Origin of the sequence: Anaerosacchariphilus polymeriproducens, assembly GCF_003363435.1 — a bacterium.
In the GTDB taxonomy this organism is placed as follows: Bacteria; Bacillota; Clostridia; order Lachnospirales; family Lachnospiraceae; genus Anaerosacchariphilus; species Anaerosacchariphilus polymeriproducens.
This window is the reverse complement of sequence record NZ_QRCT01000002.1, coordinates 24,418-50,592: the sequence shown is the minus strand read 5'-3', so window position 1 is coordinate 50,592 and position 26,175 is coordinate 24,418. Positions and strand designations below refer to the sequence as shown.

At 33.9% G+C, this 26,175-nt stretch carries 22 protein-coding genes and 2 tRNA genes; 23 read left to right on the top strand and 1 reads right to left on the bottom strand.

Translation table 11 applies throughout. The annotated features are described in order from the left end of the window. Positions 1-5 precede the first annotated feature (5 nt). The 8 genes from DWV06_RS00225 to DWV06_RS00190 all read left to right on the top strand — a co-directional run bounded on the left by DWV06_RS00225 (position 6) and on the right by DWV06_RS00190 (position 8,120). Entirely contained in the window at positions 6-740 is a 735-nt protein-coding gene (locus DWV06_RS00225) for a cell division protein FtsQ/DivIB (RefSeq protein ID WP_115480170.1), read from the top strand. Between the two features lie 117 nt (positions 741-857). After that, positions 858-2,045, top strand: a complete 1,188-nt coding sequence (gene ftsZ / locus DWV06_RS00220) for a cell division protein FtsZ (protein WP_115480169.1) — start codon at positions 858-860, stop codon at positions 2,043-2,045. Between the two features lie 227 nt (positions 2,046-2,272). After that, complete coding sequence (locus DWV06_RS00215; RefSeq protein WP_115480168.1) at positions 2,273-3,058, top strand: sigma-E processing peptidase SpoIIGA; 786 nt, start codon at positions 2,273-2,275, stop codon at positions 3,056-3,058. A gap of 14 nt (positions 3,059-3,072) precedes the next feature. Continuing rightward, on the top strand, positions 3,073-3,813 hold the full coding sequence (gene sigE, locus DWV06_RS00210; protein WP_115480167.1) for an RNA polymerase sporulation sigma factor SigE: 741 nt from the start codon (positions 3,073-3,075) through the stop codon (positions 3,811-3,813). Positions 3,814-3,884: 71 nt separating this feature from the next. Further along, positions 3,885-4,784: a substrate-binding domain-containing protein gene (locus DWV06_RS00205; protein WP_115480166.1), complete on the top strand. Its 900-nt coding sequence runs from the start codon at positions 3,885-3,887 to the stop codon at positions 4,782-4,784. Between the two features lie 37 nt (positions 4,785-4,821). Then, positions 4,822-6,423 (top strand): MBL fold metallo-hydrolase RNA specificity domain-containing protein, encoded by a 1,602-nt coding sequence (locus DWV06_RS00200; protein ID WP_115480165.1) that lies wholly within the window; start codon positions 4,822-4,824, stop codon positions 6,421-6,423. Positions 6,424-6,507: 84 nt separating this feature from the next. Continuing rightward, positions 6,508-7,290 (top strand): RNA polymerase sporulation sigma factor SigG, encoded by a 783-nt coding sequence (gene sigG, locus DWV06_RS00195; protein ID WP_115480164.1) that lies wholly within the window; start codon positions 6,508-6,510, stop codon positions 7,288-7,290. 107 nt (positions 7,291-7,397) lie between these two features. After that, the gene (locus tag DWV06_RS00190) at positions 7,398-8,120 is read left to right on the top strand and encodes a ZIP family metal transporter (protein WP_115480163.1); all 723 of its coding nucleotides are present in this window, start codon (positions 7,398-7,400) and stop codon (positions 8,118-8,120) included. A gap of 48 nt (positions 8,121-8,168) precedes the next feature. Here the strand turns inward: DWV06_RS00190 and DWV06_RS00185 are convergent. Then, a tRNA-Leu gene (locus DWV06_RS00185) sits at positions 8,169-8,252 on the bottom strand. 184 nt (positions 8,253-8,436) lie between these two features. Here DWV06_RS00185 and DWV06_RS00180 point away from each other — a divergent pair. From DWV06_RS00180 to DWV06_RS00110, 15 genes are all read left to right on the top strand, one after another. After that, positions 8,437-9,639: an ROK family protein gene (locus DWV06_RS00180; protein ID WP_115480162.1), complete on the top strand. Its 1,203-nt coding sequence runs from the start codon at positions 8,437-8,439 to the stop codon at positions 9,637-9,639. A 250-nt stretch (positions 9,640-9,889) separates the two neighbouring features. Continuing rightward, on the top strand, positions 9,890-10,984 hold the full coding sequence (locus tag DWV06_RS00175) for a substrate-binding domain-containing protein (RefSeq protein ID WP_115480161.1): 1,095 nt from the start codon (positions 9,890-9,892) through the stop codon (positions 10,982-10,984). A gap of 85 nt (positions 10,985-11,069) precedes the next feature. Then, on the top strand, positions 11,070-12,560 hold the full coding sequence (locus tag DWV06_RS00170; protein ID WP_115480160.1) for a sugar ABC transporter ATP-binding protein: 1,491 nt from the start codon (positions 11,070-11,072) through the stop codon (positions 12,558-12,560). A gap of 4 nt (positions 12,561-12,564) precedes the next feature. Then, on the top strand, positions 12,565-13,515 hold the full coding sequence (locus DWV06_RS00165) for an ABC transporter permease (RefSeq protein WP_115480159.1): 951 nt from the start codon (positions 12,565-12,567) through the stop codon (positions 13,513-13,515). Positions 13,516-13,535: 20 nt separating this feature from the next. Beyond that, positions 13,536-15,017, top strand: coding sequence for a xylulokinase (gene xylB, locus DWV06_RS00160; protein WP_115480158.1), 1,482 nt, complete (start codon positions 13,536-13,538; stop codon positions 15,015-15,017). Positions 15,018-15,029: 12 nt separating this feature from the next. Beyond that, entirely contained in the window at positions 15,030-16,076 is a 1,047-nt protein-coding gene (locus tag DWV06_RS00155; RefSeq protein ID WP_115480157.1) for an NAD(P)-dependent alcohol dehydrogenase, read from the top strand. A gap of 78 nt (positions 16,077-16,154) precedes the next feature. Continuing rightward, positions 16,155-16,991 (top strand): transketolase, encoded by an 837-nt coding sequence (locus DWV06_RS00150; protein WP_115480156.1) that lies wholly within the window; start codon positions 16,155-16,157, stop codon positions 16,989-16,991. Beyond that, positions 16,979-17,923 (top strand): transketolase family protein, encoded by a 945-nt coding sequence (locus tag DWV06_RS00145; protein ID WP_115480155.1) that lies wholly within the window; start codon positions 16,979-16,981, stop codon positions 17,921-17,923. Before DWV06_RS00150 ends, DWV06_RS00145 begins: the two co-directional genes overlap by 13 nt. 223 nt (positions 17,924-18,146) lie before the next feature. Continuing rightward, positions 18,147-18,231, top strand: a tRNA-Leu gene (locus tag DWV06_RS00140). Positions 18,232-18,534: 303 nt separating this feature from the next. Next, positions 18,535-20,331, top strand: coding sequence for an EndoU domain-containing protein (locus DWV06_RS18735; RefSeq protein WP_235828862.1), 1,797 nt, complete (start codon positions 18,535-18,537; stop codon positions 20,329-20,331). A gap of 13 nt (positions 20,332-20,344) precedes the next feature. Next, on the top strand, positions 20,345-20,647 hold the full coding sequence (locus DWV06_RS00130) for a hypothetical protein (RefSeq protein WP_115480184.1): 303 nt from the start codon (positions 20,345-20,347) through the stop codon (positions 20,645-20,647). Positions 20,648-20,660: 13 nt separating this feature from the next. Then, positions 20,661-21,098, top strand: coding sequence for a hypothetical protein (locus DWV06_RS00125; RefSeq protein WP_115480154.1), 438 nt, complete (start codon positions 20,661-20,663; stop codon positions 21,096-21,098). A gap of 183 nt (positions 21,099-21,281) precedes the next feature. Next, positions 21,282-21,857, top strand: coding sequence for a hypothetical protein (locus DWV06_RS00120; protein WP_115480153.1), 576 nt, complete (start codon positions 21,282-21,284; stop codon positions 21,855-21,857). Between the two features lie 13 nt (positions 21,858-21,870). After that, entirely contained in the window at positions 21,871-23,685 is a 1,815-nt protein-coding gene (locus DWV06_RS00115; protein ID WP_115480152.1) for a bifunctional homocysteine S-methyltransferase/methylenetetrahydrofolate reductase, read from the top strand. A 51-nt stretch (positions 23,686-23,736) separates the two neighbouring features. Continuing rightward, a complete protein-coding gene (locus DWV06_RS00110) occupies positions 23,737-26,175 on the top strand; it encodes a homocysteine S-methyltransferase family protein (protein WP_115480151.1) in 2,439 nt (812 codons plus the stop codon).

Genomic DNA, 26,175 nt, shown 5'->3' with positions numbered 1-26,175 from the left:
ATGATATGGCTAAATTAAAAAAGAAAAGAAGAAAACGCAAATTGCTTCGCCATTTCCTAATTATAATAGGAGTAGTGGCAGTCAGTATGCTGATTTTGGTATTTGGATTTCAAGTGAAATCAGTAAAGGTTACTGGGAATGAACAGTATTCAGATCAAGAAATTAGAAATATAGTAATGGCAGATGAAAAGATTGATAATTCTATTTATTTTTACTTGAAAAATAAGTTTGGAAAACAAAAGACGATACCATTTGTTGATACATTAAATGTAACGTTACTGTCCCCTTCGACCATTCAGATCGAGGTATATGAAAAGGGAATCGTTGGTTATTTTAAACACTTAGAAAATTATATGTATTTTGATAAAGATGGAATTGTAGTAGAAAGTTCGAATCAATTAATTGATGGAGTTCCACAAATTAAAGGTCTAAGCTTTAAAGAAGTTGTATTATATGAAAAATTACCGGTTAAGAATGAAGAGATTTTTACTACAATTTTAAATTTAGCACAAGCGATTAATAAATATAATGTACATCCTGATGTAATTAAATTTAATAAAGAACAAGAGGTTATATTACAATTAGGAAAGATAAAAGTTCTACTGGGAAAAGATCAGTTAATGAGGGAAAAAATTCAAAAAATGAGCTCATTAATTCCCAATTTGGAAGGTATGACTGGAACTTTACATTTAGAAAATGTAGCTGAGAATACGAAAGACATTATTTTTGAAAAGAAATAACAGAAAAATCGAAATAAATTTTATTTTTATGTTGATTAATTTTTCAAAAAATTATATTATATAGTATATGATATTTTATTCAAAATTGGAATAATGCGAAAAGAAGGAGGAAGTACCTTGCTTGAAATAAGAACAAATGAAGTTGAATCTAGCGCAAGAATTATTGTAATTGGCGTAGGTGGTGCTGGAAACAACGCTGTAAATAGAATGATAGATGAAAATATTGGTGGAGTAGAGTTCATAGGTATCAATACGGACAAGCAGGCATTAACGTTATGTAAAGCGCCTACTCCCATACAGATAGGAGAAAAATTGACAAAAGGGTTAGGTGCTGGCGCAAAACCTGAAATCGGACAACAAGCCGCAGAAGAAAGTGCTGAGGAATTAGCAGCTGCAGTTCGTGGTGCAGACATGGTTTTTGTTACATGTGGAATGGGCGGTGGAACAGGTACTGGTGCAGCTCCTGTAGTAGCTAAGATTGCGAAAGAGATGGGGATTCTTACCGTTGGTGTTGTGACGAAGCCATTTAAATTTGAGGCTAAGACACGTATGACGAATGCGTTATCCGGAATTGAAAAATTGAAGGAAAATGTAGATACTTTGATTGTTATTCCTAATGATAAACTACTAGAAATTGTAGATCGCAGAACTACAATGCCGGATGCATTAAAGAAAGCAGATGAAGTTTTACAGCAGGCAGTTCAGGGTATTACTGATCTGATTAATTTACCTGCTTTGATTAATTTAGACTTTGCAGATGTACAGACAGTTATGACGAATAAGGGTATTGCTCATATCGGAATTGGACAGGCTAAGGGTGATGACAAAGCGATTGAAGCCGTTAAATTAGCAGTAGCCAGTCCATTATTAGAGACAACCATTAGTGGAGCGTCTCATGTAATTATTAATATTTCGGGTGATATTACACTTATGGATGCGAATGATGCTGCAAGTTATGTTCAGGATCTAGCAGGTAATGATGCGAATATTATTTTTGGTGCTATGTATGATGAGACCAAAACAGATGAGGCAAGTATTACTGTAATTGCGACAGGATTAGAAAATTCCGGTTTAGGACTCCCTACGAGTAAAATCATGCCCAACTATACATATCCAACGAATGTTGCGGCATCAAGTACGAATAGACCCAAAACAGAATATCAATCTCCGATATCTAAACCTCAGTCAACAATTCAACCGACAGTGAATCCATTTAGTGGAATTCAAAAACCAAAAAATCTGGAAAGCAAGGTACCTGAAAAGGATATAAAAATACCAGATTTTTTACAAAGAACACGGAAATAGATTTAAGAAATAATTATGTAACCATTCTGTCACTATGGCAGAGTGGTTTTTTTATTTTATAAAAATAGTGGAAATTCCTGAAATCTTTGTTTTTTTTTAATATTTAGTGAAGAAGGTTGTTGAATAAAGAAGATGAAAATCATGCGTTTACTACATTGATTTGACAAAATAAATAGGAAGAGGCATATATAATTGACCTATGTTCAAGGGAAGACAGGAGGTGGAACGTGTATTATGAGGTATACATAGATGTTATATTTTTCCTTAACTTATTAATGGATTTTATATTATTAATTAGTGTGAAGTTTGCTTTTAATAAAAATACTTCACATCTTAGAATTTTTCTAGGGAGCTTTCTAGGGGCGTTCCTTTACTGTCTACTTATGGTAATACCAATACCATTAGGTTGGATAAAACAAATCATTATGCTGGTTGGAATAAATATAATCATGCTTTTAGTTACCTTTCGAATAAAAAGTTTTAGATTCTTAGCGGAAGCATTTTGCTTAATAGCAATTATAACATTTATGCTTGGTGGAATATTACAATGGGTGTATATGAATATATTGAGAAAAAAATATTTTATAACTGCTGTAGTTTTAAGTTTGATTATTATGGCATTAGAAAAGTTCTTATATACCTATTATAAAAGAAAATGGGAAAAAATATGCCAAGTTACATTATATTTGGGGGAAGAAGAGTGCAAGATTGAAGCACTTATTGATACAGGAAATGGGTTGTATGATCCTTACACAAAACAACCGGTCAGTATTATTGAGTATCAATTCATGCAATCATATATAGAGAAAAATAAAAAGAAAATCCGGTATATACCATTTCACTCTGTAGGAAAAAACAATGGCTTACTGCCAGCAGTTACAGTTACTGGAATTGCAATTAGTCAGAAAAACCATGAGAAACAGGTTGAAAATATAGTAGTGGCTATGGTGAAGGGGTCTCTTGCAGCTCAGAAGAATTATCATATGATATTACATCCGGATTTACTAGAATAAAAGGGAGGTCATTTATGTTTATAAAAATTTCGTTACCAAACCATTTTCAATTTCGTTCCCTGCCATCTTGGCAAAAAATGATTTTTGCAAGGCAAGGAGATATACACTATATTGGAGGAGCGGAAGTATTGCCGCCACCACTGGAAAGTGAAGAAGAAGCTCGTTTGATTCAAGGATTGGATGGGGATCAAAATAATGATTCAAGAGCAATCTTAATAGAGCATAATCTTAGGCTGGTAGTGTATATTGCTAAAAAATTTGATAATACTGGTATTGGAGTAGAAGATCTGATATCAATTGGTACGATCGGTTTAATAAAAGCTATCAATACATTTAACCCTACTAAAAATATTAAATTAGCAACATATGCTTCAAGATGTATTGAGAATGAAATCTTAATGTATTTAAGAAGAAATAGTAAAACTCGTATGGAAGTTTCGATTGATGAACCTCTTAATGTAGATTGGGATGGTAATGAATTATTACTTTCCGATATTCTTGGAACAGAAGAAGATATTATTTATAGGGACATAGAAACAGAGGTAGAAAAAAATTTGTTAAATAAGGCAATTGAAAAATTAACAGAAAGAGAAAAAACAATTGTTCAATTAAGATTTGGTTTAAACACTCCTTATGGAGATGAGATGACACAGAAGGAAGTAGCAGATTTCTTAGGTATCTCTCAATCATACATATCCAGATTAGAGAAAAAGATTATGAAACGATTAAAAAAAGAAATTGTACGATTTCAATAAAAATGGTAAAATCTATATATAACTAGTGCTGTTATGTAATTATCATATAAAATATTTAGGAGGCCTATGAAATGTCTTATTATGAATGGGGGACAGATTACATAGTAGCAAATAAAGCTTTCAAAATGCAAATTGATGAAGAACTGAAGCAACCATCAAAAGTATTTGGAGCAACTTATCAAGATTTAAATAATCCATATTTTATAGAACTAAATCAAGGGATTAAAGATTCATTAGCGAGCAAAGGAGATCAACTTATTGTTCTTGATGGGAGATTGGATATTAAAGAGCAGATAAAAATGATAGAAAGATTAATTGATCATAAAGTAGATGCAATTTTTTTGGCGCCGGTAGATTGGATTGGAATTGAACCGGCATTGGAAAGTGCAAATGCTGCAGGAGTTCCGATATTTAATGTTTCTACCCCTGTTTATAATCAGGATATGGTGGTAAATGTGATCGAATTTGATAATTATGACGCAGGTGTACAGAATGCAACTTATATGATGGAACTATTGGATTCAGCTAAAATTGCAATTATTGAACGTACCGGTGTGAAAGCTTCAGATGATAGAGTTAAGGGTTTTCTTGATACGATTGCAGGAGAAGATGCGATTCCTGTCATGGAAAAAATACTTAAAGAACATCCGGAAATTAATGTAGTTTATGCAGTAGATGACCCAACTGCGATAGGTGCAATCGATGCACTAGAATCAGCTGGAAAAATAGATGAGGTGTCAGTATTTAGTATTGATGGTTCTCCTACGGCAAAGCGATTAGTGAAACAGGGTAAAATGGCTGCGACAGCAGGAGCAGCACCATATACGTTAGGTCAAGTAGCTGTACAGGAAGCTTATAAATATTTTGATGGAAGACCTATAGAAAAAATTATTTTATTACCTGTGAAACTGATTACAAAAGAGAATGTTGATGATTATGGAATAACAGATTGGCAAGTTTTTGATTTATAGTTAGTATACAAAATAACGAATAGAAAGCGGGGATGAAATGCAACTAACATTTCTAGGAGCAGCTCATGAAGTAACTGGGAGTTGTCATTATCTTACTGTTAACGGAAAACATATACTGATTGATTGTGGATTGGAACAAGGACCAGATCTTTATGAAAATCAAGAGGTTCCCGTAAATGCAGCTCAGATTGATTACGTATTGTTAACACATGCTCATATCGATCATACCGGACTTATTCCATTGTTGTATAGAAACGGTTTTAGAGGTAGTGTATATGCAACCGAAGCAACAGCGGATTTATGTAATATTATGTTACGTGATAGTGCCCATATTCAAATGTTCGAGGCAGAATGGCGTAATCGTAAGGCGAAACGCTCGGGCGGTCAGGAAGTGGTACCTCTTTATGATATGGATGATGCCATAGGTGTAATTGAACTAATAGTCCCCTGTTCTTATGATAAAAAGATTGAATTATGTCAAGGCGTTGATATAAGATTTACCGATGTGGGACATTTGCTTGGATCATCCAGCATAGAAATATGGATGAATGAAGAAGATATAGAAAAGAAAATTGTATTTTCTGGAGATATTGGGAATAAAAATCAACCTTTAATTCGAGATCCCCAATATATTGCATCAGCGGATTATGTAGTAATGGAATCGACATATGGAGACCGTTATCATGAAGAAATGCCGGATTTTGTCGGAAAATTAAGTAAAATCATTCAACAGACGTTTGATAATGGTGGAAATCTGGTTATACCATCTTTTGCTGTTGGAAGAACCCAGGAATTGTTATATTTTATTAGAAAAATAAAAGAAGACAACCTAATTCCATCTTATCCTAATTTTGATGTGTATGTAGATAGTCCGTTGGCAATTGAGGCAACAAATGTTTTTATAGAAAATGAGGATTGTTGTTTTGATGAGGAAGCAATGAGTTTGGTGAAGAAAGGGATTAATCCTATTGGTTTTCCAGGATTAAAAACATCTGTTACAAGCCAGGAATCGAAGGCTATAAATTCTGACAAAAATCCAAAAATAATAATTGCAGCATCAGGGATGTGCGAAGCAGGACGTATTCGACATCATTTAAAGCATAATTTGTGGCGTCCTGAAAGTACTATTTTGTTTGTTGGATATCAAGCAATTGGTACGTTAGGTCGTAGTATTTTAGAAGGGACCAAAACAGTCAAGCTGTTTGGTGAAATAATTGATGTTAAAGCCAGAATAGAAAAATTAGAAGGTATCAGTGGTCATGCAGATAAAAAAGGCTTGTTACAATGGCTGCAAGCAATTGAAAATAAACCCAAAAGAGTATTTGTTGTACATGGTGAAGAGACAGTATGTGAACAATTTACTGAAACTTTGAACAAAGAGCTTCAGTATACGGCAGTTGCCCCTTATACCGGAGAAGTTTATGATTTAAAAACAAATACGTGTATTGTAGAAGGAAATAAGGAACGGAAACAGATTAAAAAAGCAAATGTAAGAAGGGCTTCTGAAGTATTTGCAAGATTAGTAGCGGCAGGACAAAGGCTAACAACAGTAATTCAGCATAACGAAGGAGGTGCAAATAAAGATTTAGCCAAATTTGCAGATCAAATTCATTCCTTATGTGATAAATGGGATAGATAAAAAAAATGAATAAAATCCATGCTTTTCGAGCATTATTATTAGGGAAGAGATAACCAAAATAGTGATGACGCGGAGGCATGGATTATGGCATTGTATAAGGTTGAAATATGCGGAGTCAATACTTCAAAATTACCCGTTTTGAAGGAGGCTCAAAAACAAGAATTATTTCAAAGAATTTCTGCTGGAGATGAAAGTGCTAGAGAAGAGTATATCAAGGGTAATTTGCGTTTAGTTTTAAGTGTAATCAAGCGATTCTCAAATAGCAATGAAAATGTAGATGATTTATTTCAAATTGGTTGTATAGGACTGATTAAAGCGATTGATAATTTTGATTCAAGTCTGCAAGTGAAATTTTCTACTTATGCAGTACCAATGATTGTTGGTGAAATACGCAGATATCTCAGAGATAATGGGAATGGAATTCGCGTAAGCCGCTCTCTTAGAGATATAGCTTATAAAGCCATTTATGCAAAAGAAAACTTAACGAAAAAAAATTCAAAAGAACCAACCATGAGTGAGATTGCCAGTGAAGTTGGAATCAGTAAAGAGGAGATTGCTTTTGCCCTTGATGCCATTCAAAGTCCGGTCAGCCTTCATGAACCTGTTTACTCAGAAGGCGGCGATACACTTTATGTTATGGATCAAATCAGTGATAAAAAAAATAAAGAAGAAAATTGGGTAGAGGAAATCTCATTAAGTGAAGCAATGAGGAAATTAAGCGAACGAGAAAATTATATTATTAAACTTCGATTTTTTGAAGGGAAAACACAGATGGAAGTGGCAGAAGAAATTGGCATTTCACAGGCACAAGTCAGTCGTTTAGAAAAAAATGCCCTAAATAGTATGAAGAAGGCATTAACAATTTAACACCTGGTAAGATAAAGGGACTGTTTAGCAGTTCCTTTTATTTAGATGTTCTTAAATTCATTTTTTATTCTATAATAATAATAGATTATTATTCTTAAGGAGTTCTTATGAACAGCATAGTTATAGGGATATCTGGATTTATGACAGCTTTTACCGGGTGTTTTGTTGGTATGATTTTTTCGATTTTAATGAAAGATAGGGGAAGAAGATTTAAAGGAAGTTTTCTAGGATTACTTGGTGGCTTTACACTGGGGATTGTTTGTTTTGATTTGCTTCCGGAAGCATTTGAAGCTTCAAGTTTATTCATAGCGGTTGTGGGTTTGGGGATTGGACTTATCTTAGCAGTCATCCTAGACGGGAGATTAGAGTATGAAGATAAATTGGGTACCACTGCGTTCTTTAAAGCAGCAATTTTTATGGCAATAGGAATTGGAATACATAATTTTCCAAGTGGAGTGGCTTTAGGTTCTTTGTTTACTATTTCAATTATGAAAGGATTTCGGCTGGTAATTGCTTTAATCTTACATGGGATTCCGGAAGGACTTACATTAGGTATTTTTTTTAGAGAATGTAAGGCAAGTAAATATAAATTATTATTCATAGCATTTATTACTTCATTACCAATGGGTGTGGGAGCTTTTCTTGGAGGTTTCTTAAAGTCACCATGGGCGACAAGCTTCAGTCTTGCTTTTGCAGGCGCATTAATTCTCTATATAACATTACGAGAAACCCTTCCGGCTGCCAGTGATACTTGGAAGGGCAGGACAACTACAATAGGTAATGTTTTAGGACTTATAGCTGGAATGCTGATGGTTTCTTTTTTTCATTGAATTATAAAAAATAGAGAAGTCTAATGTTCAAGACTTCTCTAAAAAGTATGCAGTCGACGGGACTTGAACCCGAACCCACAAATGTGGACATGAACCTGAATCATGCGCGTATGCCAATTCCGCCACGACTGCTTATTTACTCAACAAATTCTAACATAGTACAGAATTCATGTCAAGAAGCAGGTTGATAATATATATAAATTAAAACAGCAGGGCGCTAAAAATAAATTAGATTGAAAAATGATTAAAAAAGAAATATAATAAATTTAAATCAGTAAATATATTAAAAGAATTTATTAATAAAGAAAAGGAATTAATGATGGCAAAAAAAGGAATTAATCAGGATATTATTCAAAAGACAAATCGTTCTTTACTTCTTAAATATTTAAGAAGAGAAGGTACCTGTTCCAGGGTGCATTTGGCTAATCTTACGGAGTTGAAGCAGGCAACGGTAACAAATATAATGAAGGATTTTATTGATTGGGAAATTGTAAAAGAAGTTGGTTTTTTAAATGGTAATAAAGGGAGACGATCCATTGGCATAGCGGTTAATAAAGATATGTTTCGCGTAATTGGGGTCAGAATCGCAAGAAAATATTTCAAAGTGGCATTATATGATTTGACTGGAGAGCTTATAACAGAAAAACGAATAGAACTGGAAAACGAAACGAATAGAAATGCAAGTGATATAATTGAAATGGTGGCTGACTCTATAAAAACAATTATTATAGATAATAATAATGAGAAAATTTTAGCTATTGGAGTTGCGCTTCCGGGACCATTTATAGCAAAAAAGAATAGGATAGGTTTGATTACTGGAACAGAAGGTTGGAATAATGTAGATGTAAGGCAATTATTACTTGAGCGTTGTGGCATACCGGTATTTTTGGAGCATGATGCGAATGCTGGAGCTTATGCTCATATGTGGGGGCTGAAGGATGCTTATAAAGATGAAGTTCTAATATATGTGGCTGCAGGACAAGGAATAGGAGCAGGAATAATTATAGAGGGTGAAATTTTTCGAGGTGCACTGGGAACGTCAGGAGAAATTGGTCATATGTCAATTGACAGATTTGGCGAAAAATGTGCCTGCGGAAATCAAGGCTGTTTAGAAAAGTATGCATCTTCTACGGAATTGGTTAAAAAAGTGAATGAAGAATTAAATTTAGAAGTTGCGGTGAATTTTAAGCAAGTGAAAGAATGGATTGAAAATGGAGATGAATTATGTGTAAATTTATATAAAGAATCCTGTAGAAATCTGGGAAGAGGGATTATCAATCTTATTAACATTTTAAATCCGGATATCATAATTATAGGGGACGAAATGACAAGACCTAATCCTAAAATTATGCAGGAGGAAGTGAGTGAAACCGTCAGCAAGGGAATATTAAAAGAATTATGGAAGGAAATAGATTTAAAGGTAAGCCAATATAATGGAGATTCTATTTTAGATGGAGCAGCTATTATGGCTATTAATGAAGTATTTAATAATCCGAGTATTTTTTTAGAAAAAATATAAATATTTATTAAAAGAGTTTGTTCAGAATTTTCGGTATACAAATCTGAATAAACTTTTTTTTATTCAAAAACTGTTTTTATTTAAGGTGATGTACATAATTAACAAAAAGCGAATAGCAAAATCATAAATAATAAACAAATTGCTGGATATATGTGTAATAAGGATTGACATCCTGTTAAAAGAGTATATAATTAAGACTAATTAATTGATTAATTCGATTAATTAATAAAAGGAAAATGGAGGAGAAGAAATGAAGAAGAAACTATTTAGCATTATGTTGGTAATTACTTTAATTGGAACTATGTTAATGGGGTGTGGCTCCAATAAAAATCAGAGTAAGGATCAAACAGTTGATTCAACGGCAAAAAAATCATTAAAAATTGGCTTTGCTCAAAAAACACTGGAAAATGAGTTTCAAAAAGCGTTAGCAGAAGGTCTGAAAAGTGCAGCAACAAAAGAAGGATTTGAGGTTACAGTATTGGATGCAAAAAATGATATCGCAAACGAGCAAACCAATATGGAAACATTTATTTCACAGAAATATGATTTGATTTTTATTAATGTTGTAGATACTGAAGCTGCTACAGCAAGTATTGAAGCAGCAGTTGATGCTGGAATTCCGGTTATTGGTATCGATAGTCATGTATCAGATGATGCTCCGGTTGTCACTAATATTTCAGCACCCGATAGAGAAAATGGAAGAGTTGTAGGTTTATACGCAGTAACTCAATATGCAAAAGATCAATTAATATCAGCGGCTATTCTAAGTGGTAATAAAGGAAACCCAGGAGGACAAGATAGAAGAGTTGGAGAATTCTGTGGAATTTTAGAAGGACGTCTTGGTTGTACAGAAGAAGAGGCTTGGAAATTAGCAGAAAAATTTGAACAAGAACTTACTGACAATGGAAAAGCAAAAAATGAGAAAGCAAATTTTGAAGTAGTTGCACAGGGCTGGGGAAATTGGACAACGGATGAAGGATTGCCGGCAATGGAAGATATTTTGGTTGCAAATCCTAATATTAATTGCTTATTAGGAGAAAATGACAGTATGTTGATTGGAGGACAAAAGGCAATTGAAGATGTAGGAAAATCAGACCAGATTCAGATATTTGCAGCAGCAGATGCTATGAAAGAAGCATTAGAATTAATTAAAAAAGGTACCAATTATAAAGCTTCAGGTTTGAATAATCCTAAGTTAGTAGCAGAAAAAGGAATTGAAGTTGCAAAGGAAATATTAAAAGATGGAAAAGCTACAGATTCTTTTGGAAAAAAAGTAACAACGGATCCGATTTGTGTTGAAAAAGGTAATATAGATAAATATTATGATCCAAATTCACTTTTTTAGTAACAGCTAAATAAAAAATGATTTTCCTGTTTCTATTTGGAAACAGGAAAATCAAAGTATTATTTTAAGAAAGTAGGAATAGAAAATGGGCAAAGAGTGTTTGGTTGAAATGAAGAAAATTTCAAAAAGTTTTGGTGGTGTACATGCCTTAACTAACATGGATTTCGAAATAAATAAAGGAGTTATTCATGCATTAATTGGAGAAAATGGAGCAGGAAAATCGACATTGATGAAAATATTATCTGGTGCTTATGTTGAGGATTCCGGAAAAATATTATTTGAAGGGAAGGAGAAAAAAGGAACTTCCCCAAAAATAAGTATGGATGCAGGAATATCTGTTATTTATCAAGAATTTATGCTGGCTCCACATCTTACTGTAGCAGAAAATATTTTTATAGATAGATTGTCTGAAAAGTCAGGGATTATAAATTGGAAAAAAATGCGTAATGATGCTAAAAAAATACTGAAAGAGGTTGGATTTGAGGATATTGATCCAAATGCAAAAGTAGGAGAACTTTCTATTGCGTATCAGCAAATAGTAGAAATATGTAAATCGTTATCGAGAAATGCAAAAGTTTTGATTTTAGATGAACCATCAGCCGTGTTGACATTTAATGAGATTCAAAAGTTATTTACGCTCTTACGGAAATTGAAAAAAGAGGGCATGGGAATTGTCTATATTTCACATAGATTAGAAGAATTATTTGAATTGTGTGATAATATCACAGTGATGAAGGACGGCTATTATGTAGGAAGTTATTCGATAGATGAAATTAATAAATCTGAATTGATTGAAAAGATGGTAGGAAGAGAACTAAAATCCCTATATCCAAAGCGTAATGCTAAAATAGGTGAAGTGATTTTAGAAGTAGAGAATTTAAATGCAGGAAAAATGGTTCGAGATGTATCTTTTGTTGTAAAAAAAGGAGAGGTTCTTGGATTTGGAGGTCTGGTTGGTGCTGGTAGGACAGAAACGCTCAGGGCGGTTTTTGGAGTAGATAAAAAAGATGGCGGAAAAATTATATTGAAGGGAAAAGAAGTAGACTTAAAAACTCCTCACGAAGCAGTAAAAAATAAAATAGGATTACTTGCAGAAGACAGGAAGCAACAAGGTGTACTTTTGGAAATGCCGATAAGATATAATGTAACACTATCTATCATTAATAAAGTCTCAAAATATGGGATAATAAATCATAAAAAAGATAAATCTTTTGCAGAAAATATTTTAAAGAAAGTTACGGCAAAATACGGAAAAATTGATGATCATGTTGATAGTTTAAGTGGTGGAAATCAACAAAAAGTAGCTCTTGCAAAATGGTTAGCAGCTGATTGTGAATTAATTATTCTTGATGAACCGACACGTGGTGTGGATGTAGGAGCCAAAGCAGAAATTTATAAAAATATCAATGATTTAGCAGAAGCCGGTGCGGCAATTGTCATGATATCTTCAGAAATGGATGAGCTATTAAATATGAGTGATCGAATTATTGTTATGAGACAGGGAAGAGTAACCGGTGAGTTAGAAAATAATCATTTAAAAGATGTAGATATCATGAAATTATGTGTGGAGGAATAGAAAAATGAAGAAAGATTCAATATTAAATATGATTAAAAAGTACAATACATACATAATTTTAATAATTTGTATATTGGCTTGTATTGTAGTTTCACCAGATTTTTTGACACTTACAAACATTATTAATATTGTAAAACAATATGCAGGATTAACAGTTATTGCATTGGGAATGTTGTTTGTCATCATGACAGGCGGTATAGATTTGTCAGTTGGTTCTTATGTGGCATTAGGAAGTGTAACAGTAGCAATTTTTTTGACAAAAGGTATGAGTGTTCCTATTGCTGTATTGTTAACTTTGTGCATAGGTGTTCTGGGAGGAACATTTACAGGAATATTGGTAGCAAAAATAAAAATGCCGCCGTTTATAGTTACAATGGCAATGATGACAGTTATAAAAGGAATTGCCTTTATGCTATCGAATGGTTCGCCTATAAAAACTCCTTTAAATACAATTGGGATTTTGGGAAAAGGAAAAATAGGGGTTATCCCATATCTTGTAATTCTTGCAGTTATTGTTGTGTTAATTAGTGCGTTTATAATAAGAAATACATCTTTCGGTAGAATTATTATGGCAATTGGTAGTAATGAAAAATGCGTGTTGTTATCAGGGATACAGGTTCCTTATTATAAAATTGCTGCTTATATAATTTCTGCAGTATGTGCTGTTTTAGGAGGAATTATGGCAGCATCCCGTACAGCAGTAGGAACGCCGTTATATGGTACTGGATTGGAATTAGATGCAATTGCTGCTTGTGTAATAGGTGGGGCAAGTTTAAATGGGGGAGAGGGCTCTGCTATAAAAACTGTAGTTGGTGTTTTAATATTAGCTTTGATAGGTAATATTATGAATTTACTATCCGTTCCATCTTATCCACAAGATGTTATTAAAGGGGCGATTATAATAATTTCTATCTTGATACAGATATTTACTTCTGAAAGGAAAAAGACCGTATAATTTTTTGATGGAGGATAAAAATGGAATCAATATTAGGAATAGACATAGGGACTTCTAGTTTAAAAGTTATGTTACTTGATAGTGAACTTGGAGTCATAGGGGTAGAAGCTAAGAAATATGATGTTTCTATTCCACAGACCGGATACGCAGAACAGAGTCCGGAATTATGGTGGGAGGCATTACTTTACTGCCTAAAAGAGCTTCAAAAGAAATATTTGGAGGAATATAAGAGAATTACTGCAATCGGATTCTCTGGACAGATGCATGGACTTGTCATGGTCGACGAACTAGGAATACCGGTGAGGCCGGCAATTTTGTGGATGGATCAGAGGTCGGAGAATGAATGTATGGAAATACAGCAGTTACTTTCATTAAAAGTTGATATGGAAGAAACTCTACATAATCGAATTTTCACAGGGTTTGCATTTCCCTCATTAATGTGGATTAAAAAGTATGAGGTAGAAAACTATAATAAAATATATAAAATAATGCAACCAAAAGATTATATACGTTACAAATTAACAGGAATGATTGGTACAGAAGTAACAGATGCTTCGGCGACACTAATGTTTGATGTTGGTAAAAGAGAATGGGCCTTTAGGGTGATAGATAAAATTGGATTACCGCGCAATATTTTTCCAGACTGTTATGAATCTATGGATATTCAAGGAAAGGTGACAAAAGAAGCTTCAATTATAACAGGCTTAAATGAAAATATAAATATTGTTTATGGTATGGGCGACCAGCAAGCTCAAAGTATTGGAAACGGTGCAATTGAAGAGGGTTTAATAATATGTAACATAGGAACTGGAGGACAAATATCTACGTATTCTGAGACGGATCGGTATGATAAAAATTTAAGGACACATACATTTTGTCATGGCATTAAAAAGGCATATACTATTTTTGGAGCTATCCTTAATGGAGGGATGTCTTTGAATTGGTTAAAAAATAATATATTAGAAGAAAGTAATTTTGAAAACCTTAGTAAAATGGCAGAAGAAATAGAAGCTGGAAGTGAAGGACTTATTTATCTGCCATATTTAACAGGTGAAAGAACACCTTATATGAATCCAAAAGCTAAAGGAATGTTTTTTGGATTTCGATTATCTCATGATAAAAGACATATGACAAGAGCTGTAATGGAAGGCGTTACTTTTGCGCTAAAAAATTCTTTAAAACTTTTAGAAGGAATGAATATACAAAGCAGGAAAGTAATTGCTTCCGGGGGAGGAGCATCCAGTCCTGTATGGCTTCAAATGCAAGCAGATATATTTAATAAAGAAGTTCAAGTATGTCAGGTTATTGAACAGGCTTGTCTTGGAGCGTGCATTATTGCAGGAGTAGGGACTGGTATCTTTAAGGATGTAAAAACAGCTTGTGATAAATTTGTTTCGTATGAGAATCAAATTTATAAACCAAATCTAGAAGCAGTAGAAGTTTATGAAAAATTATTTTATATATTTAAACGTTTATATAGAAGCACAGAAGATTTATTATAGAGGAGGAAACTTATGGAAGGTAAAATGAAAGTTGCGGTTATGCAGGATATTAGAAAGTTGGAATTTGTAGAGAGAGAGATTCCAAAGATTAAAAAAAATGAAGTATTAGTAAAATTAGAATATGTAGGTGTATGTGGATCGGATCTTCATTTTTATGAACAAGGATGTATAGGCAATATTAAAGTAAATCCACCTTTTGTTCTAGGACATGAGCCGGGAGGCGTTGTAGTAGAAGTTGGTGAAGATGTACAAGATCTTTCAGTGGGTGATAGAGTTGCGTTAGAGCCAGGAAAAACCTGTGGACATTGCGAGTTTTGTAAAACAGGCAGATATAATTTGTGTCCCAATGTCGAGTTTTTTGCAACACCACCTTATGATGGTGTGTTTCAAGAATATGTTGCACATGATGCTTCTTTGTGTTTTAAATTACCAGATAATGTGAGCACTATGGAAGGTGCGTTGATAGAACCGCTTGCAGTAGGTTTTCATGCAGCTTTTCAGGGAGAGGCTCATGCTGGGCAGACGGTTGTGGTTATGGGAGCAGGATGTATTGGCTTGGTGACATTAATGGCGTTAAAAGCAGTTGGAGTTTCAAAAGTTTATGTTGTTGATGTTATGGATAAACGATTAGAAAAAGCGAAAGAGTTAGGTGCAGCAGAGATTATTAATGGAAAAAATAAGGATGCAGTTGAGGAAGTGTTGAAGTTGACAGAAGGAAAAGGCTGTGATTTGGTTATTGAAACGGCAGGTACAGAAATTACAACACATCAAGCAATTCGTATGACAAAAAGAGGTTCTAATATTGTATTGGTTGGATATAGTAAAACCGGTGAAATGACGTTACCAATGAGTTTAGTGTTAGACAAAGAATTAACATTTAAAACTGTATTTCGATATCGTCATAGGTATCCATTGGCAATTGAAGCAGTTTCAGAAGGCAAAGTAAATTTAAAAGGAATTGTTACAAATGAGTATAATTTGGAAGATATTCAGGAAGCTATGGATAATTGTGTCGATCATAAGGAAGATATTGTAAAAGCAGTAATCAAAATTTCATAACTTATAGGTAAAATATCCATCTACGAATGTTTTACATTAGATTATAAATTAGTTTTAGTGTTTGAAAGGTGGTAACTTATGGAGCTATTAGAGCTTAAAATGATTGCGAATGAAATCCGAAAGGGAATTATTACAGCAGTTTATCATGCAAAATCAGGTCATCCAGGCGGTGCACTTTCAGCGACAGAAATTCTTACATATTTGTATTTTGAGGAATTAAATATTGATCCCAAAGATCCGAAAAAGCCAGATAGAGATCGCTTTGTCCTTTCGAAGGGTCATAGTGCTCCAGGGTTATATTCTACACTTGCATATCGAGGTTATTTTAAAGTAGAAGAATTAAAATTGTTACGTCATGTAGGCGCTTTATTACAAGGACATCCGGATATGAAAAGTATTCCGGGAGTTGATATGTCAAGTGGATCATTAGGTCAAGGGATTTCTGCAGCAGTAGGAATGGCTTTATCAGCAAAAATGAACAAGGAATGTTATCGGGTCTATACATTATTGGGTGATGGTGAAATTCAGGAAGGACAGGTATGGGAAGCTGCTATGTTTGCGGGATACCGTCAATTAGATAATCTAACAGTAATTATAGATAATAATAATTTACAAATAGATGGTGCGGTAAATGAAGTGTGTTCACCTTATCCGATTGATGAAAAATTTAAGGCTTTTAATTTTCATGTAATAAACGTTAATGCGCATGATTTTGATGAATTAGCTGCTGCGTTTAAAGAAGCCAGAGAAACAAAAGGAAAGCCTACTGCTATTATAGCAAAAAGCATAAAAGGAAAAAACATATCCTTTATGGAAAATCAGGTTGGATGGCATGGAAATGCTCCTAATGAGGAACAGTATGCCATTGCTATGTCAGAGCTAGAGAAAGCAGGTGAAACTTTATGTCGGATTTAAAGAAAATAGCTACAAGAGATAGTTATGGTAATGCTTTGGTTGAGATTGGTGCACAATATGATGATTTAGTGGTCTTAGATGCAGATTTAGCTGCAGCAACAAAAACAGGTAAGTTTAAAAAAGTTTATCCGGACAGGCATATTGACTGTGGGATTGCGGAGTGTAATATGATGGGAATTGCGGCAGGACTTGCAACAACAGGCAAAATTCCATTTGCAAGTACGTTTGCTATGTTTGCAGCAGGGCGCGCGTTTGAGCAGGTTCGCAATTCTATTGGTTATCCACATTTAAATGTAAAAATTGGTGCTACACATGCAGGCATTTCAGTTGGAGAAGATGGAGCTACACATCAATGTAATGAAGATATTGCTTTAATGAGAACAATTCCGGGCATGGTTGTAATTAATCCTGCTGATGATGTGGAAGCAAGGGCAGCAGTAAAAGCTGCGGTAGAATATTATGGACCGGTATACTTACGTTTTGGCAGGTTAGCTACTATGGTATTTAATGATGAATCTACTTATAAATTTGAGATTGGTAAAGGTATCGTACTTCGAGAGGGGAAAGATTTGACTATTATTGCCACAGGATTATGTGTTACTGAGTCTATGCTGGCGGCAGAGAAATTAGAGAAAGATGGTATTCAGGCAAAAGTAATCAATATTCATACAATTAAGCCGTTGGATGATGAGCTAATTATTTTTGCAGCAAAAGAGACAGGAAAAGTTGTGACAGTGGAAGAACACTCAGTGATTGGAGGCATTGGAAGTGCGGTAAGTGATATATTATCAGAAAGTGTTCCAACACAAGTGTTAAGAATCGGTATTAATGATAGTTTTGGTGAGTCTGGACCTGCAAGTGAATTAATTAAAAAATATGGGTTAGATTCTGAAGGCATATATACAAAAATAAAGGATAAGTTGTATAGCTAAGTGTTGGATAATGAATAAAAAAAGGACACATGATAGTTCTTGCTTGTTTCATGTAATCGTCACAAAAACATTTACAAGAAGAACTAACATGTGTCAATTAATATACCATAATAAGGAAGATATAAAAGCGGAGTGTATCCTCAAGGTGAGAAAAAATGATTGACTTTTCTTTTATAAAATGCTATTATTATATTCGCTTGTTAGTTTAGAAATATAATAGTTAGCAGTCGTGGCGGAATTGGCATACGCGCTAGACTAAGGATCTAGTCCGGGTTAACTGGGTACGGGTTCAAGTCCCGTCGACTGCACTTGCTATAGTTAATGATGGGAAAGTTTTGAGTTCAAGGCTTTCCCGTTTTTAATGCCTTAAATTTAAATAAATTACTAGATTACATTTTTGCGGTAGTTCTGTTAAGTATGTCTTACTAATTTGGTTAATTTATCATGAGGAGCTTTACGTCATGTGTTTACTCTTTCATTAATATGATGCAATTAAAACTTGTAATCTCTTTTAAATTATTGACATAATAAACCAGTCTATGTAAAAATAGTAAGGTCAATAAGAAACGAGAAAATAATATAATAGAAGCTATATTGAGTAAGAGGGAGTTATGCAGAGAGACTTAAAATTATATTTTGAAAAAACTGAGAAAATCGCAAATGATCTCAATGCTTATTTAAGAGCAGTTACCACAATGGAAACTGTATTAAAAAGTGTGTGTAAGAAGTTATCACATTGCGAAGGGAAATCAATTGATGCGATAGTGGAAACGAAAGAGGATTTAGAGAAAGATATAAAGAAATGTAAAAATGAGTTAAAAGATCTATATCATTTATTCCAAGGTTACAACACCGATATGCAGAACATCATGGAACCGAAGGATAAAAGCAGTATGATGCGTGTAGACCGTAATGACATTGCTTGGAATAAGTTTCAAATTAGCCAACAAGTTGAAATTGTACATAATTTGAAAGTCTTAGTCCAAGTAAATTCACAAGGTTATGCCTATGGTGTGAATGAACTGACAGGGAATGAAGATGATGAGGAAATCAAAAAGCAGCAAAGAAACGGAGCTAAAATAGACGAGATTTTCAATACTATAGTACCGAATAGTTATACTATATTAAAACAGAACATGGACGATATAGACAATTTCCATGAAACCAAAGTTATTCCTTTTGAAAATATGGATGATACTTATGCATCAAAAGCTGGAAAACTGTTTAAGACATATGAAGGGAACGTTGAATGGTTTAAAAGAATTGTTGGAACAGGAAAGAAGTATATTAATAAGATTGTAAGAGGTTTTGGAAAAGGTCTATGGGATATGGTAGAAGGACTGGGAAAAATGGCAGTCGGTTTGACCACATTTGCCGGGTCAGCTGTAGTTGTAGGAGCTTGTAAGCCTCTAGATATTTCACCGCCAAAATGGGCTTCCAATACCTTTCATGAAGGTGTGGAAACAACCAAAGTGTTCTTCAGTTTCCAATGGATTCCGGCGTTAGGTCAGCAGGCTATGGACTCGATAGAGGAAGAAGGTATCTTATTTGCTGTAAGTTATGTGATTGGTTCTTTAACAGGAGCTAAAGGATTAGACAAGCTTGGGAAAGCTGCTAAAGTCGCTGCGCAAGGAACCAAAACAGCGTCTATTCTAAAGACTGCCACCTGCGCAGATGACTTTCTGAATGCAGGACTAAATACAATAGATGATTTATTAAATGCCGGAGTCAGATCTGTGGATGACTTGATAAATGCCGGAGTCAAATCACTTGATGATTTTGTGAAAATCGGAATCAAATCTATCGATGATTTAGTGAAGCTAGGTGTGAAATCAGCAGATGATCTGGTGAAGATGGGTATTACATCCGTAGAACAATTGAAGAAGATAGGTATTAATTCTATGGATGATTTAGCGAAGCTTGGAATTACATCAAAAAAAGAATTGGCAAAGGTTGGTGTTAAGTCGACGGATGATTTTGTTGAGTCAGCTATAGATTTAGATGCAATTAGACATTCATCAGTAGGAGATTTTACATATAATCCTAAAACAGGTAAAGTTTCAAGAATGAAAGGTGGAGGTCATGGTCAGTCTAATATTGATTTTCTTAAAGAAAATGGAATTGAATATAATATAGTAAAAGAATACAAAAATGGTGTAAGAGTGGGCAATGTTCCTGGGCATAAAGTTAAAGTAAAAAGAATAGGGACGAATCAGTCTTGGTTTCCCAAAAGTTGGAGTGAAGCCAATATTGAAAAAGCAGGAGAATATGTAGGTAATTTACCTCAAAATAAAAGTGTTGCAGATGGAGTTGCAGTATACGGAGAATATAACGGTGTAAGAGTAGGAGTTATTCGAACAAATGGTAAAATTAGTACTGTATTTCCAGATGCAAATTTACAACCATAAGGAAGGGGTTAATATGAATAAAGAATTAATGGATATAATTATTGAAAAAAGAAAATTAAAACATAATGAAGATGACTTTGGAATACAAGAATGCTGGGACGAAATAGTAGTAAATTTGTCAGAGAGTTGTGAAGAGACTATAAAATATCTAGAAGAATGTTCAGAAGAGTATATATATTATATAAGTGAAGTTTTTGAAGATATATCGGAACAATTGCAAAGACAAGAATTTATTGAGTGTTTAAGAAAGTTAGAAAAAAAATTTCCTAATTTAAATTTAAAAAAAGATATTGATATAGCAGAGGAATATATATAAAAAGATGTGTCACATGGAAATCAAAAATGAACAGGACATTATGGAACTAATGCAAGAATTTAATTGGTTTCATGATAGTTGTATAAAAGAATTAAAATATCTTAGTGGTGGGTATGTGAATGAAGATGGATCTATGTATGCGTCTAATTCGATAAGAAGTTTGTCAATTATTTTTCAAAGTCAAAATGCACGGGCTAGAGTGATTGAATTAAAATTTGATTTAATTAATAAACTCAATTTAGTACCTAGTAATGATAAATATGATTGTGTCATATATGATGCATCTTTAGTTAAGATTGATAATATTTTTTATTGGAGCGACTGGGAAGATTTCAAAATAGAAGATATTAATACAGAGGATGGAACCTGGATTTCGGGTCAGAAAGTTAGTTGGCGAATATTGAAGGACTGTTTTGGCGAACTAGAAATTTATCAGACAACACAAAAATAAGTTCAGTAGTTTAAAAAATTGATTAGATTTAAATTCAGAAAATATATAACTTGCATGATAAAAAATTTAAGAGTTAATACATGTAATAAACCTATCAGAGTAAAATATCTGGTAGGTTTTGTATTGTAAAGACGCTTAATTTTTAGTATAGTTTAGATGTATTAAGGAAGGATGATATTTGTTATGAAGGAAATAGAAAATCAATTAGAATTAAGTCAAAAAAATTTTGAAACTATTTTACAAAAAAATCATCTTGAAAAAGAAGATTATATGGAAGAGTTAGCCGATATTTATTCTGAAATGAAAAAAAGGTTAGAATTAGAGATTTCTTGTGAGCGCGTAGATCTTACAGGATATACTGTTTTGACATTGGGGGCAGAAATAGATAATCTTCAACAAGAATATATGCAAAAAGATGAATTAATGAAGGCGTATCTATTAGATGCATTAGCGCAGGAATTGATAGAAGAAGCTTATGAAAAGGTAAAAGATTATTTTTTAAAAGAGAAACAATTTTATTTAAAACAATTTCTTTTTCCCGGTGCCCAGATACCTATGGAAGAGATAAAGAATATATTTCAGATTTGCAAACCTAAAAAAATTTCGTATAATGATGTATATATGTTGAAACCGCTCAAAAGTGTTGCTTTTTTGATTGAACTGGTGATGGAACAACCAAGTTGTGAATATAACATGTGCAATCAGTGTTCCAATAAAGCTTGTGCTTTTGCGGAGAACAAAGATTGTATCAAGGAATAGAAAGAGTGAATTTATGGATATCAGAGAATATTTAAAGAAAAACAGACTTATTACGGATGGAAGTATGGGGACATACTATGAAAGTTTAGCAGGGGAAGAGGATTCCATTGTTGAGAGAGCGAATGCTAATAATCCCGTTCAGATTAAGAAGATACATCTGGAATACATCAAAAGTGGTGCCCGCTTAATTCGAACAAACACGTTTGCGACCAATTCTATGTTTTTTCAGACAGAACAAGAGATTGTTTCCAATATTAAAGCTGGTTATTCCATTGCGAAAGAAGCAGTAAAAGAATCAGGAGAGAATGTATTTATTGGAGCTGATATAGGCCCCATATCGGAAGAGCAATCAAGAGAATATGAAGAGACAGTGAACGAATACAAATTAATAATTGATTCATTTTTAGAGGAAGGAGCAAGTATATTTGTTTTTGAAACTTTTTCTGAACTGAATGCGATTCAAGATGTTACGGAATATATCAAAGAAAAAAATCCAGAGGCCTTTATCCTTGTACAATGTGCTTTTGACCGATCCGGTTATACAAAACTAGGATTAAGTTTAAAGCGAATGGTCAAGATATTGGGAAATATGGATTCCGTGGATGCTTATGGACTTAATTGTGGTGTGGCACCGACTCACATGTTCGAATTCTTCCAAAGAGTTGAATTTCCTAATGATAAATTTATTACAGCATTACCAAATGCCAGTTATCCGGTCGCTTTACGTGGAAAAACAGTTTATTCGGATAATGTTTCCTATTATGTTGAGATGCTTCAAAGAATTGACACGTTAGGAATTGACATTATTGGCGGCTGTTGTGGGACAACTCCAAAACATATACAATTATTAGTGCAGAAATTAAAAGATAAACAACGTTCCAAAAAGAAAATAAATAAAGACTTGGCAGCAGGTGTAGAGGTTAATAATAAAACTACAATTAAAAATGAGGAAGAAAATCATTTTATAAAAAAAATCCGTTCAGGAGAAAAGGTTTTTGTAGTTGAGTTAGATCCGCCATTCGATCAAGATGATAGGAAGGTGGTAGATGGAGCACGGATTTTAAAGGAAGCCAGAGTTGATGCAATTACATTATCAGATTCGCCGTTAGCAAGGGCCAGAGCAGATGCTACGCATTTGGCTGTGAAACTTCAAAATGAGATGGGCATTCCTGTCATTGCCCATATGACCTGCCGTGATAAAAATGTAATTGGTCTCCGGTCAATATTATTAGGTTCTTATATAAATAATCTCAGAAATTTCTTATTTGTCACTGGAGATCCAATACCAAGAGGGGAACGTGACAAGATTAAATCGGTATACGAATTTAATTCCATAAAGCTAATGGAATATGTGAAAAGTATGAATGAAGACCTTTTTTTAAATCAAGAAATCTCTTATGGAGGAGCCTTAAATTATCACGGAGTCAATCTTGACAATATTGCAGAGCGCATGAAAAAAAAGATGGAAGCCGGTGCGGAATATTTTTTAACTCAACCAATTTATACGAAAGATGACATGGAAAGAATCCAAGAATTAAAGGTGAAGACAAATGGTAAAATAATTTGTGGGATTATGCCTTTGGTCAGTTATCGTAACGCATCTTTTATTAAAAATGAAATGCCGGGAATTAATGTCTCTGACGAAATTATGGAGCAGTATAAGCCGGAAATGTCTAAAGAAGAAAGCGAAGAAACGGCTATTCGTATTTCGGTTGGGATAGCAAAACAGCTATATGAGTCTGCAGATGGATTTTATTTTATGACACCATTTAATAGAGTTTATTTAATACGGACGATATTAGAAGAAATACGAAAATTTAATGTGTAATTGCGTTGGGATTAAGCTGCAAAGCGTTGTTTTAAGGCAAAGGAGAAAAAGATGACAAAACAAGAATTTAGAGAATTTATTTCAAGAGGAATCGTTTATTTAGATGGAGCTACAGGAACCAGATTAGAAAAGAAGGGTATGCCGGTAGGTGTTTGTCCTGAAAAATGGGTTTTAGATAATCCTGAAGTTTTGTTGGAACTTCAGAATGAATATATAGAAGCAGGAAGTCAAATCGTGTATGCCCCAACGTTTACAGCAAATGGTATTAAGTTAAATGAATATGGTCTGGGTGATAAAATAAAAGAGATAAATCAGGGGCTTGTAAAACTTTCCAAACAGGCTGTTCAAGGAAAAGCGTATGTGGCTGGGAATATGACAATGACAGGTGCGCAGTTATATCCAATGGGAAATATGGAAGTTGAAACATTAATTCAGGTATATAAGGAACAGGCAGGATATCTTGCACAAGCCGGTGCAGATTTAATTGCAATTGAGACAATGATGAGTCTGGCAGAAACTAGGGCTGCGGTTCTTGCAGTCAAAGAAGTCTGTGATTTACCTATAATGGCCAGTATGAGTTATAACGAAGACGGAAGAACACTTTATGGGACAGATCCTATAACAGCTACTGTAGTTCTTCAAAGCCTGGGAATTGATGTAATAGGGATTAACTGTTCTACAGGTCCCGATAAAATGATTCCGTTGATCAAACAAATGAAAGAATATGCGAATGTTCCTATTTTAGCCAAGCCTAACGCAGGTATACCGGTTTTGGTAGATGGTAAAACTAAGTTCATGATGGAATCTGAGGAATTTGGAAATTATGGAAAACAGCTTGTCGAGGCAGGGGCATCTATTTTAGGAGGTTGTTGTGGAACAGAACCAGGGCATATAGAAGCCTTAAAGAAAGCAACGGAAAATATGGAAGTCCTTCCGCCTTTAAAAAAGAAAAAAAGAGCATTAGCTTCAGAACGCAAGACAGTAACGATTGAAGAAAATGGTCCTTTTATGATTGTTGGAGAAAGAATTAATCCTACCGGTAAAAAGAAATTGCAAGAAGAATTAAAGAATGGAAGACTAGATTTGGTTCTTACTATGGCAGAAGAGCAGGAAAATAATGGTGCTCATATTTTAGATATCAATATGGGAATGAATGGAATAGATGAAAAAGAAATGATGCTTAAAGTTGTGCGTGAGGTTTCGAATAATGTACAACTGCCTCTTTGTATAGATTCCAGTCACGTTAATATAATAGAAGCGGCTCTTCGGATTTATCCTGGACGAGCATTAATTAATTCTATTTCTTTAGAAAAAGAAAAATTTGAAAAGCTGATTCCCATAGCGAAAAAATACGGAGCAATGTTTATTTTATTACCATTATCTGATGATGGATTACCAGAAAATGTCGAAGAGAAAAAAATGATTATCCATAAAATTTTAGATAGGGCAATAGAGATAGGAATAGAGAAAGAAGATATTATCGTAGATGGACTCGTAGCAACTGTAGGAGCTAATTCAAGAGCAGCTATTGAGTGTTTTGAAACGATAGAATATTGCAAAAATACATTAGGACTTGCAACGATCTGTGGGTTATCCAATATTTCATTTGGTCTTCCGGAACGCTCTTATGTGAATTCAGCATTTTTATCAGTTGCAATTTCCAAAGGATTAACGATGGCAATTGCAAATCCTTCTCAAGATTTATTAATGAATATAGGACTCGCAACTGATTTGCTGCTGAATAAAGAAGAAGCAGATATCCGTTATATTAATGGCGTAAGAGCCGTTGATACAACGGTAAAAACTACCACACATGATAAACATAATAAAGATTCGGATAAGCAGGTTGGAAATATACCAGGAGATAAGAATCCTGTTTACGAAGCAGTCGTTAAGGGAAATAGAAAAGGTATTTTAGAGTTAGTAAAATCAGCTCTTACGGAAGGGGTGACGCCGGATTATATTATAAGTGAGTATCTGATTCCGGGAATCAATCAGGTCGGTGATTTGTTTGATAAACAGATTTATTTCCTGCCTCAGCTGATTTCTAGTGCTGAGACCATGAAGAAGGCCATAGAATATTTAGAACCTATGTTAAAGAATAAAGATAATCAAGATAAGCTTCCTACTATTGTAATTGCTACAGTAGAAGGAGATATTCATGATATAGGGAAAAATTTGGTTGCCCTTATGTTAAAGAATTATGGTTATCAAGTGATTGATTTGGGAAAAGATGTTGCGAAGGAAATAATTGTTGAAGCAGCCATAAAAGAACGTGCAGCCATTATTGGATTATCAGCTTTAATGACTACCACAATGGTTCGTATGAAGGATGTTGTTGAGCTTGTAAAAGAAAAATATCCGGAATGTAAAGTGATTATTGGCGGGGCAGTGATCACACAAAGTTATGCAGATGAAATAGGAGCTGCAGGTTATTCAAAAGATGCACAGGATGCAGTTAAGTTAGTTAAAAAGCTGCTGAGTAATTAA

Coding starts and splice junctions, on each gene's coding strand:
- DWV06_RS00225 (WP_115480170.1), top strand. CDS start 6: ATGGCTAAATTAAAAAAGAAAAGAAGAAAACGCAAATTGCTTCGCCAT.
- sigE (WP_115480167.1), top strand. CDS start 3,073: ATGTTTATAAAAATTTCGTTACCAAACCATTTTCAATTTCGTTCCCTG.
- DWV06_RS00205 (WP_115480166.1), top strand. CDS start 3,885: ATGTCTTATTATGAATGGGGGACAGATTACATAGTAGCAAATAAAGCT.
- DWV06_RS00200 (WP_115480165.1), top strand. CDS start 4,822: ATGCAACTAACATTTCTAGGAGCAGCTCATGAAGTAACTGGGAGTTGT.
- sigG (WP_115480164.1), top strand. CDS start 6,508: ATGGCATTGTATAAGGTTGAAATATGCGGAGTCAATACTTCAAAATTA.
- DWV06_RS00190 (WP_115480163.1), top strand. CDS start 7,398: ATGAACAGCATAGTTATAGGGATATCTGGATTTATGACAGCTTTTACC.
- DWV06_RS00180 (WP_115480162.1), top strand. CDS start 8,437: ATGATGGCAAAAAAAGGAATTAATCAGGATATTATTCAAAAGACAAAT.
- DWV06_RS00175 (WP_115480161.1), top strand. CDS start 9,890: ATGAAGAAGAAACTATTTAGCATTATGTTGGTAATTACTTTAATTGGA.
- DWV06_RS00170 (WP_115480160.1), top strand. CDS start 11,070: ATGGGCAAAGAGTGTTTGGTTGAAATGAAGAAAATTTCAAAAAGTTTT.
- DWV06_RS00165 (WP_115480159.1), top strand. CDS start 12,565: ATGAAGAAAGATTCAATATTAAATATGATTAAAAAGTACAATACATAC.
- xylB (WP_115480158.1), top strand. CDS start 13,536: ATGGAATCAATATTAGGAATAGACATAGGGACTTCTAGTTTAAAAGTT.
- DWV06_RS00155 (WP_115480157.1), top strand. CDS start 15,030: ATGGAAGGTAAAATGAAAGTTGCGGTTATGCAGGATATTAGAAAGTTG.
- DWV06_RS00150 (WP_115480156.1), top strand. CDS start 16,155: ATGGAGCTATTAGAGCTTAAAATGATTGCGAATGAAATCCGAAAGGGA.
- DWV06_RS00145 (WP_115480155.1), top strand. CDS start 16,979: ATGTCGGATTTAAAGAAAATAGCTACAAGAGATAGTTATGGTAATGCT.
- DWV06_RS18735 (WP_235828862.1), top strand. CDS start 18,535: ATGCAGAGAGACTTAAAATTATATTTTGAAAAAACTGAGAAAATCGCA.
- DWV06_RS00130 (WP_115480184.1), top strand. CDS start 20,345: ATGAATAAAGAATTAATGGATATAATTATTGAAAAAAGAAAATTAAAA.
- DWV06_RS00125 (WP_115480154.1), top strand. CDS start 20,661: ATGGAAATCAAAAATGAACAGGACATTATGGAACTAATGCAAGAATTT.
- DWV06_RS00120 (WP_115480153.1), top strand. CDS start 21,282: ATGAAGGAAATAGAAAATCAATTAGAATTAAGTCAAAAAAATTTTGAA.
- DWV06_RS00115 (WP_115480152.1), top strand. CDS start 21,871: ATGGATATCAGAGAATATTTAAAGAAAAACAGACTTATTACGGATGGA.
- DWV06_RS00110 (WP_115480151.1), top strand. CDS start 23,737: ATGACAAAACAAGAATTTAGAGAATTTATTTCAAGAGGAATCGTTTAT.